General features: G+C 35.6%; 5 protein-coding genes. All 5 read left to right on the forward strand.

Translation table 11 applies throughout. The features are described 5' to 3' along the window. Nucleotides 1-425 precede the first annotated feature (425 nt). The gene (locus ACW2QF_RS15335; protein ID WP_455716884.1) at nucleotides 426-1,451 is read left to right on the forward strand and encodes a LacI family DNA-binding transcriptional regulator; all 1,026 of its coding nucleotides are present in this window, start codon (nucleotides 426-428) and stop codon (nucleotides 1,449-1,451) included. A gap of 46 nt (nucleotides 1,452-1,497) precedes the next feature. Then, a complete protein-coding gene (locus ACW2QF_RS15340; protein WP_455716885.1) occupies nucleotides 1,498-2,766 on the forward strand; it encodes a sugar ABC transporter substrate-binding protein in 1,269 nt (422 codons plus the stop codon). 87 nt (nucleotides 2,767-2,853) lie between these two features. Next, entirely contained in the window at nucleotides 2,854-4,170 is a 1,317-nt protein-coding gene (locus ACW2QF_RS15345; protein ID WP_455716886.1) for a carbohydrate ABC transporter permease, read from the forward strand. Nucleotide 4,171: 1 nt separating this feature from the next. After that, the gene (locus ACW2QF_RS15350) at nucleotides 4,172-5,011 is read left to right on the forward strand and encodes a sugar ABC transporter permease (protein ID WP_455716887.1); all 840 of its coding nucleotides are present in this window, start codon (nucleotides 4,172-4,174) and stop codon (nucleotides 5,009-5,011) included. 13 nt (nucleotides 5,012-5,024) lie between these two features. Further along, a complete protein-coding gene (galA, locus tag ACW2QF_RS15355; RefSeq protein ID WP_455716888.1) occupies nucleotides 5,025-7,799 on the forward strand; it encodes a beta-galactosidase GalA in 2,775 nt (924 codons plus the stop codon). Nucleotides 7,800-8,177: the final 378 nt, after the last annotated feature.

Below are 8,177 nucleotides of genomic sequence, written 5' to 3' on the forward strand. Positions count from 1 at the left end.
CTGTTTGTTGATTAGCAACATTTATCATAATAAGTTTATGTTACACAATTATAGAAAAGGATGAGGACACCAATTAGTAATGTATAGGAGTACGTTACTTTCGCGAAGCAGTGAGGTGTTGTCATCCTTTTGTGATGTAAATTCATTAGAGTGTACAAGCGTTTGAAAATGCCATTAATTAAAGATTCTTAGCTATTACAGCAGTTCATTGTTGTTAGCATCTAAGGTAACTTCAAGAACATGTAATTGTTTCAGTTCCGTCTGTAAAAGTTGTAGTTGCGCTTAATTGCGCACAAACAATGAAAACTTCGTCTAATTGCACAAAAAATAAGCATAAAAAAGATAAAAATCAGTGGATTGACTAAAAATATAACGAATGTTAAGATTATACAAGAAACAACCGATTGCGCAATGGGGGTGTTGTAATGAGTGAAAGGATATGGTGTAAAGAGGATAATAATAAAATAACAATTGATGATATTGCAAAAGAGCTTGGAGTTTCCAAAACAACGATTTCACGAGCTATCTCTGGAAAAGGAAGAATCAGTGCTACTACACGAAAAAAAGTATTAGACTTTTGCGAAGAGTGTGGTTATAGACCCAATATGGTTGCACGAGGGCTTGCAGAATCTAAGACTTACAATATTGGCGTTATTTTACCAAATGATCCTGATTTGAACGAGATTTCATTTTTTCAAGATTGTCTTATGGGAATTATTGAAATGGCAACGAGTTATGAATATGATGTTGTTGTTTCTGCCGTGGGAACAGATGATATTACAAAATTAATAAAACTAGTTGAAAAGCAAAAAATTGATGGATTCATATTAACAAGAACTTGGATTCATGATGAACAGATTAAATATCTAAGTGAGCATCAAGTACCTTTTGTTGTAGTGGGTACGTCTGAAAGTAGTGGAGTAATCCAGATAGATAATAATCATGTGGAAGCGTGTAGAGAGATGACATCGCTGCTAATCATGCAGAAGATGAGACGATTAGCATTTATAGGAAATAATTCAAATCACATAGTAAGTCGTATGCGTTATCAAGGTTTTATAGACGGATGTGAACTGAATCAAATTACACCTATTAGTGATTGTATCTACTTAGATTGTAATATCCGTTTGCTAGTGGAAGAAGCTGTAGATGATATCTTACATAAAAGAATTGATTGTATTATATGTATGGATGACAAGATCTGTAGTCAAGTATTATTAAAGCTCGCATCAGAGCATGTTAAAATCCCAAGAGATATAAAAGTAGCATCATTTTATGATAGCCTATTTATATCAAGTTATAATCCACCAATTACAGCGTTAAAATTTGATGTAAAGGCACTAGGAAATGCAGCATGTAAAATATTAATTGATACATTATCCGGTGTTGAAGTTCCAGAAAAAACATTATTGGGTTACGATATTATTTTTAAAGCTTCAACAAAGCAGTAGATAGTGTGAAAGATATATTTCACACTGGGAAAGGAGAAGGTAATTTATGAAAAGAAGAGGAATTCTATCTGTTCTATTAGCTACAACAATGGTAGCCACTTTAGTAACTGGATGTGGTAGTAATAATGGGGGAAACAAAGGAGATACTTCACCAACACAAACAACGGATACAAATGAAACAACGGATAATGATGGGTTAACAACAGAAAAAATCACATTAAAAGTTTGGGAGTCCTCAGGCCAAACAGAAGATTTTATTAAACAAGCTGGGGAAGCGTTCACAGCAAAATATCCTAACATTACAATCGAATATGAAAACGTAGAAGTTGGTGATGCCAATACACAAATTGCACTTGATGGTCCTGGTGGAGTTGGTGCTGATGTATTTGCCACACCAAGTAACACAATCGGAGGCTTAGTATCAGGTGGACATATCTTACCAGTTGAAGATGAGTCTGATATTGTAGGTAAAGTAGCAGCTTCTTGTGAAAGTGCAGTTAAGTACGATGGAAAATATTACGGTTTTCCAGTAGCTGATGAAACATACGCATTATTCTATAACAAAGATTTAATTTCAGAAGATAGTGTTCCAACAACTTGGGAAGAAGTAGAGAAATTCTGTCAGGAATTCAATGCACCTGGAAAATACGGAATTATATGGAATGTTGCAGATGCATATTATTCACCAATCTTTACAGGGAAAAATGGAAACAAATTATTTGGTGAATCAGGAATAGACAATTCAAATAGCAATATGAGTACTGCAGATGCTGTAGATGGCATGACATATTTCCAATCATTTAGAGAATATCTTGATGTACCGGCAGCAGATGTTTCAGATAACTCAGTATGTTTGGCAGCATTCACAAGCGGTAGTGCAGCTATGTATATTACAGGCCCTTGGAACGTAGCTTCTTGTGAAGACGCAGGAATGAACTTTGGTGTAACTTCTTTACCATCATTACCAGGTGATAATCAACCAGCAGCGTCCTTCTCTGGTGCACGTACGATGCAAGTATCCGCTTATACAGATTATCCAGCAGAAGCACAAGCATTTGCTAAATTCTTAATCTCTGATGAGATGCAAGAATTACGTTATGAATTAACGGGAGCAATTCCTTCTACTCCAATTACAGTAGAAAGTGAGTATATTACTGGCTTCCAAAAACAATTAGAGTATGCTTACCCAATGCCATCAATTCCAGAAATAGATAACTTCTGGGAACCGATGAAGAGTGCATGTTCTAATATCTGGGATGGTGCAGATGTACAAACAGAATTAGAATCTTGTAATACAGCAATTTTAGCAAAATAAGTTGTAGTTAACTAATGGGTCGTTTACTGAATAAGGAACGACCCATATTTATCACAATGGAAAAGTCAGTAATGGAGGAGATTCGAGATGAATACCACGTTAAAGCCAGATGGCTCATCAAAAGCCAGAGTTTTGATAACATCAATTATTTTCATGGGGCTTAGCCATATTCTATATTTCAAACAATATGTAAAGGGTTTACTGTTTGGTTTAGTTGAAATAGTTGGAATATGTTTAACTCCATTCTTTGTACATAAGATATATAACTTAATAACACTTGGATTTCCGCAACCAGATTTACCAGTTAAACAACGTAGTAATTCAATTTTTATGTTAATTGACGGTATTATGATTCTGGCAATTATCGCAATTTTTGTTGTAATCTACATAGTATCTGTACGTAATGCGATGGAGGAATATAAAGATTTCTGTTTAACAAGTACGCTCAAAGAAAAAAAGGTTGCAACCATAAAGGGAAAAACATTTCCTTTGCTTGCTTTATCACCAGCTATACTGTTAGTTCTATTTTTCGTTATTGTCCCTCTTATATTCTCAGCATGTGTAGCATTTACCAATTATTCAGCTCCTGATCATATACCGCCTAATAATACCGTTGACTGGGTTGGGCTTGATAACTTCACCACAATGTTTGGTGGAGAAACGACTTGGACAAGTGCCTTCGGGCGTGTTGCAGTATGGACCATTATCTGGGGAGTTTTAGCTACGGTTACCTGTTATGCAGGCGGTCTAATTATGGCTGTAGTTTTACAAGAAAGTAAAATTAAGATTAAACCAGTATTTCGTTCTATATTTATCTTACCATATGCCATTCCATCAGTTGTAAGTATGCTTGTATGGAAGAATTTATTAAATGGATCATTTGGTATTGTAAATCGTACATTAATGCAATTAGGAATTATAGATACAACTATTCCTTGGCTGAGTGATTTGTGGTTGTGTAGATTTGTCTGTGTAATGGTTAACCTTTGGGCAGGTTTTTCCTATTTTATGTTATTAATTATGGGTAATATGACAGCTATCTCACCTGATATATATGAAGCAGCTAAAATCGATGGAGCGAATAAATTCTATGTGTTTAGAAAAATCACACTACCATTGGTATTATTCCAGACAACACCTCTCATAATTATGTCCTTAACACACAACATCAACAACTTTGGGGCAATCTACTTCTTAACAGGTGGCCTTCCTAAGGTAGCGGATAGTACATTAACCTCTGCAGGTGGTACGGATATCTTAGTAACTTGGATTTATCAGTTAACCGTTACACTTATGAAGTACAATTATGCATCTGTTTTAGCAGTAGTTATCTTCATAGTGCTTGCACCTATAGCAATTTGGAGCTTTAAAAATACGAAATCATTTAAGGAAGGAGAGGTGTAACATGGGGAAGAAGACGGCACATTATATTAATCATTTTATTGTTTGGTTCTTTTTAATTGGTACTAGTATATTTGTACTCTATCCTTTGGTATATGTAGTAAGTGCAGCATTTTCTAATCAACAGAATATTGCGGCGCTAAATATTATACCATTTGGTGATGGGATCGCTCTTTCTAATTTTGAATTCTTGTTCCAAAAGACCGATTATTTGATTTGGTTTAAAAACACATTAATGGTAGCTTTATCGACAATGTTATTAACCATTTTCGTATGTGCTTTAAGTGCATATGTATTCTCGAGATTTAAATTCCGCTTGAAAAAGGGAATGATGATGGCTTTATTAATTCTTCAAATCTTTCCTTCCTTTGTAGGTATGGTGGCGATTTATGTTATTCTACTTCGTATCGGCGGATTAGATACCCTATGGGGACTTGTTTTGGTTTATGTAGCTGGGAACATTCCTTATAATACTTGGTTAGTAAAGAGTTATATGGATACACTTCCAAAGAGTCTTGATGAAGCAGCAAGAATAGATGGTGCAAGTCATTTTAAGATTTTCTATAGAATCATTTTACCGATTGCTAAACCAATTGTTATCTTTTTAGGAATCACAAGTTTTACTGCACCATGGATGGATTTTATATTCCCAAAGATGGTTCTTCGTTCCTCAAAAGTACAAACAGTTGCACTGGGACTATACAGTTTTGTTACAGATAAGAAAAATATGTTTTCCACTTTCGCAGCGGGTTCATTGCTCATTGCAATACCATTTGTGATCTTCTTCATAATTACACAGAAGATGTTAATCACTTCACTTGGTGGTGCCGCAGTTAAGGAATAGACAGGAGTATACTATGAAGAGATATGATAAGAGGCAGCAAGTCTATAGCTTAAATCGTGGTTGGCGATTTATTGAGAAAGATATATCAGTTTTACCATCTATAAGACAGCATGATGATGTATATGGTTTTTCAAAAGCAGGGGCCTATCGAGGACCTGCTGATGCAAACTATGATGATTCTGATTGGGAGGTTGTTAATTTACCTCATGATTGGGTTACAAAACATGATTTTGTAGAAGATGGATCTCCTAATCAAGGATATAAAGAACGTGGAATCGGTTGGTATCGCATTCGATTTGAGTTATTAGAAGAAGATCGAAACAAACAGATCCTATTAGAATTTGAAGGAATGTCATGTGATGCCAGTATTTATGTAAATGGATCAATACTGAAACATAGTTATTCAGGGTATAATAGTTTCTGCGTGGATATGACAGATATGGCTAACTTTGGTGTAATTCCTAATACACTAGCAATACGAATCGATGCATCTGCATGGGAGGGCTGGTGGTATGAAGGAGCCGGAATATACAGAAATGTTTGGTTAGTTAAGAAAGAAGAAGTACATTTTGCACAGGATAGCATCTTTATCAAACCTGAGTTAGTGCAGAAGAGTAGTTGGAACGTTCTTGTGTCAGCTGAAATCGAGAATAGTTTTGAGCATGAACATAACGTAGAAGCAACCACTTTTTTATATGATTCAGATGATAATCTAATTGGTGAAGCTGTACTTGCGGGTAAAAATCTTATTAAAGGATATGAAACAGCTATGGTTACAGGACGGATATGTGTAGATAATCCTGTTCTTTGGTGTATGAAACAGCCTTATCTATACAAGGCGGTAACTAAGTTATATCGAAATGGTGAATGTATCGATGAGGTAGAAGAAAATTTCGGCTTTCGTACTATTTCCATTGACGCCAAAGATGGTTTTTGGCTTAATGGAGAGAATATTAAGTTAATGGGATTTTGTAATCATCAAGACCATGCAGGTGTAGGAGTTGCGGTGCCATATTCCATTAAAAAATACCGAGTGCGGCTATTACAAGAATTAGGAGCGAATGCATATCGTTGTGCACATAATCCAGATCCAGAAATCCTTACTATCTGTGATGAACTTGGGTTAATGGTTATGGTAGAGAATAGGACCTATTCTTCATCGGAGGAAACGCTTAAGGAGGTAGAAGGAATTGTGAGACAATCTAGAAATCATCCTTGTGTAATAGTATATTCGGTATTTAATGAAGAGCCATTACAAGGTACTCATAAGGGTAGACGTATGGCAGGAGCATTACAAGCAGCTGTAAAACGCGTGGATGATACAAGACCTGTATTAGGTGCATTCAATGGTGGATACATGGAAGAGGAAGGCGCATCTACAATTTTAGATGTAACAGGAATAAACTATAATCCAGCTAGATATGATGAATTTCATAAGAAATATCCCAACACACCAATAATTGGTACGGAAACTGCAAGTGCATTTATGGTACGTGGAGAATACGCCACAGATTATGAGTATAATCGAATTAACTCCTATGATGATGAATGTGCTTTGTGGGGAAATACTATTCGTGAGGCATGGAAGATGGTCATGGAACGTCCATTCGTTGCAGGAGCTTTTGTTTGGACAGGGTTTGACTACCGTGGAGAACCAACACCTTTCATTTGGCCAAGCGTAGGTACGTTTTTTGGAACCTATGATAGTTGTGGATTTGAGAAAGATGCTTGTTACTTCTATAAAGCGTATTGGAAGAGTGAACCAATGGTGCACATTATTTCTCCTTGGTCGGCAGGACACCAAATTGGGGAAGAAATTCGTGTTAAGGTGGTAACAAATTGTGAGGAAGTTTCCCTATTGGTTAATAATCAAATGATTACTAAAAAATCGGCAGATCCGATTAATCACGTTGAATTTATTGTTCCATATGAAGCAGGAGAATTAAAGGCTATTGGATATCGTAATGGAGTAGTCCTAGCCAGTGATTTACAATTAACAGCGGAAAGTCCTAAAAGCCTAAAGATTACTTTAAGCCAAGAACAATTAGTGGCAGATGGATTTGACGCAGTAGCAGTTAATATTAGTTTAGTTGACCAAAACGATACGGTAATTCCTAATGCAGAGGATTTATTAACATTTGAGTGTGAAAATGGAATTATATTAGGTGTGGGAAATGGAGATCCAAATTCTCATGAAGCTGATGTATCGAATAAGCGTAAATTGTTCCATGGTAAGGCACAAGTAATTCTTACACCAATTGATAAAGGGTCTATGGTGATAAAGGTTAGTGCTGAAGATATCGGTCTTCAAACGGAAGTGATGATTCCGGTTTGGGAAGTAGAATCATTCCCTTATGTCGAGCCAGTGGAAGAAAGAGTAATTGATAATTGGCGTTTGTATTATCAATTATTTGATGAGATGCCAAATCCAAATCCAAAGGTAGATCAGAATGATATGAATAGCTTTGAACCAATTGCATTTAGCGGAGCTCCACAAATTCAGTTGGCAGATCAATTACATAAATACGCCTTGTATCGTTGTGTTGCTAATATCGGGGAAGCAAAAGAGAATCGTTATCTATACATTAGTGATGTAAGAGGATATGTTTGGATTTATCTAAATGGTGAGTTGTTAGCTTCCAGGACGGATTCATTTAGCGGTTATATGATTATAGATTTACCAAAAGATGCACATGGTAAGGAAGTTATTACGATTATTATCCATAACGAAAACGAGGAGTGGCCACAAGCGGGAATCTGCTCACCAGTTGTACTAAAAGAATTATAGACTTATTGAACTATCCTTTACGAGTGAGAATTGTGGGGAGTTTATTAGCCATTAATAAAAGGTAGAGAAAGTCAAGAGTGTTATGGTAAAAGCATTATTTTTGTTAGATAAATAGCAAAGATAATGCTTTTTATTATTTGCAAGATAAAGCTGATATGTCCTTAGGTGAAAATTATGGATAGGATAGTTCGAGATTTTAAAGAATGAGAAAATATGTTCTGATTTTAATTGCAGAAAATGGAAAATCATGATAAAATACGTATAGAGTAACCGTGTACAGGGTGGTATTAACCTTCTGGAATTTGAAGTCTCTTTTGGGATGCAAAAGAAAGACCAACTATCAAAAGTCAATAGGTAAATAAAAAAGAATATTGGTTA

The organism is Anaerosporobacter sp. (genome assembly GCF_965301125.1).

Excerpts from the sequence above, each read along its gene's own strand:
- ACW2QF_RS15335 (WP_455716884.1), top strand. The coding sequence starts at position 426 with ATGAGTGAAAGGATATGGTGTAAAGAGGATAATAATAAAATAACAATT.
- ACW2QF_RS15340 (WP_455716885.1), top strand. The coding sequence starts at position 1,498 with ATGAAAAGAAGAGGAATTCTATCTGTTCTATTAGCTACAACAATGGTA.
- ACW2QF_RS15345 (WP_455716886.1), top strand. The coding sequence starts at position 2,854 with ATGAATACCACGTTAAAGCCAGATGGCTCATCAAAAGCCAGAGTTTTG.
- ACW2QF_RS15350 (WP_455716887.1), top strand. The coding sequence starts at position 4,172 with ATGGGGAAGAAGACGGCACATTATATTAATCATTTTATTGTTTGGTTC.
- galA (WP_455716888.1), top strand. The coding sequence starts at position 5,025 with ATGAAGAGATATGATAAGAGGCAGCAAGTCTATAGCTTAAATCGTGGT.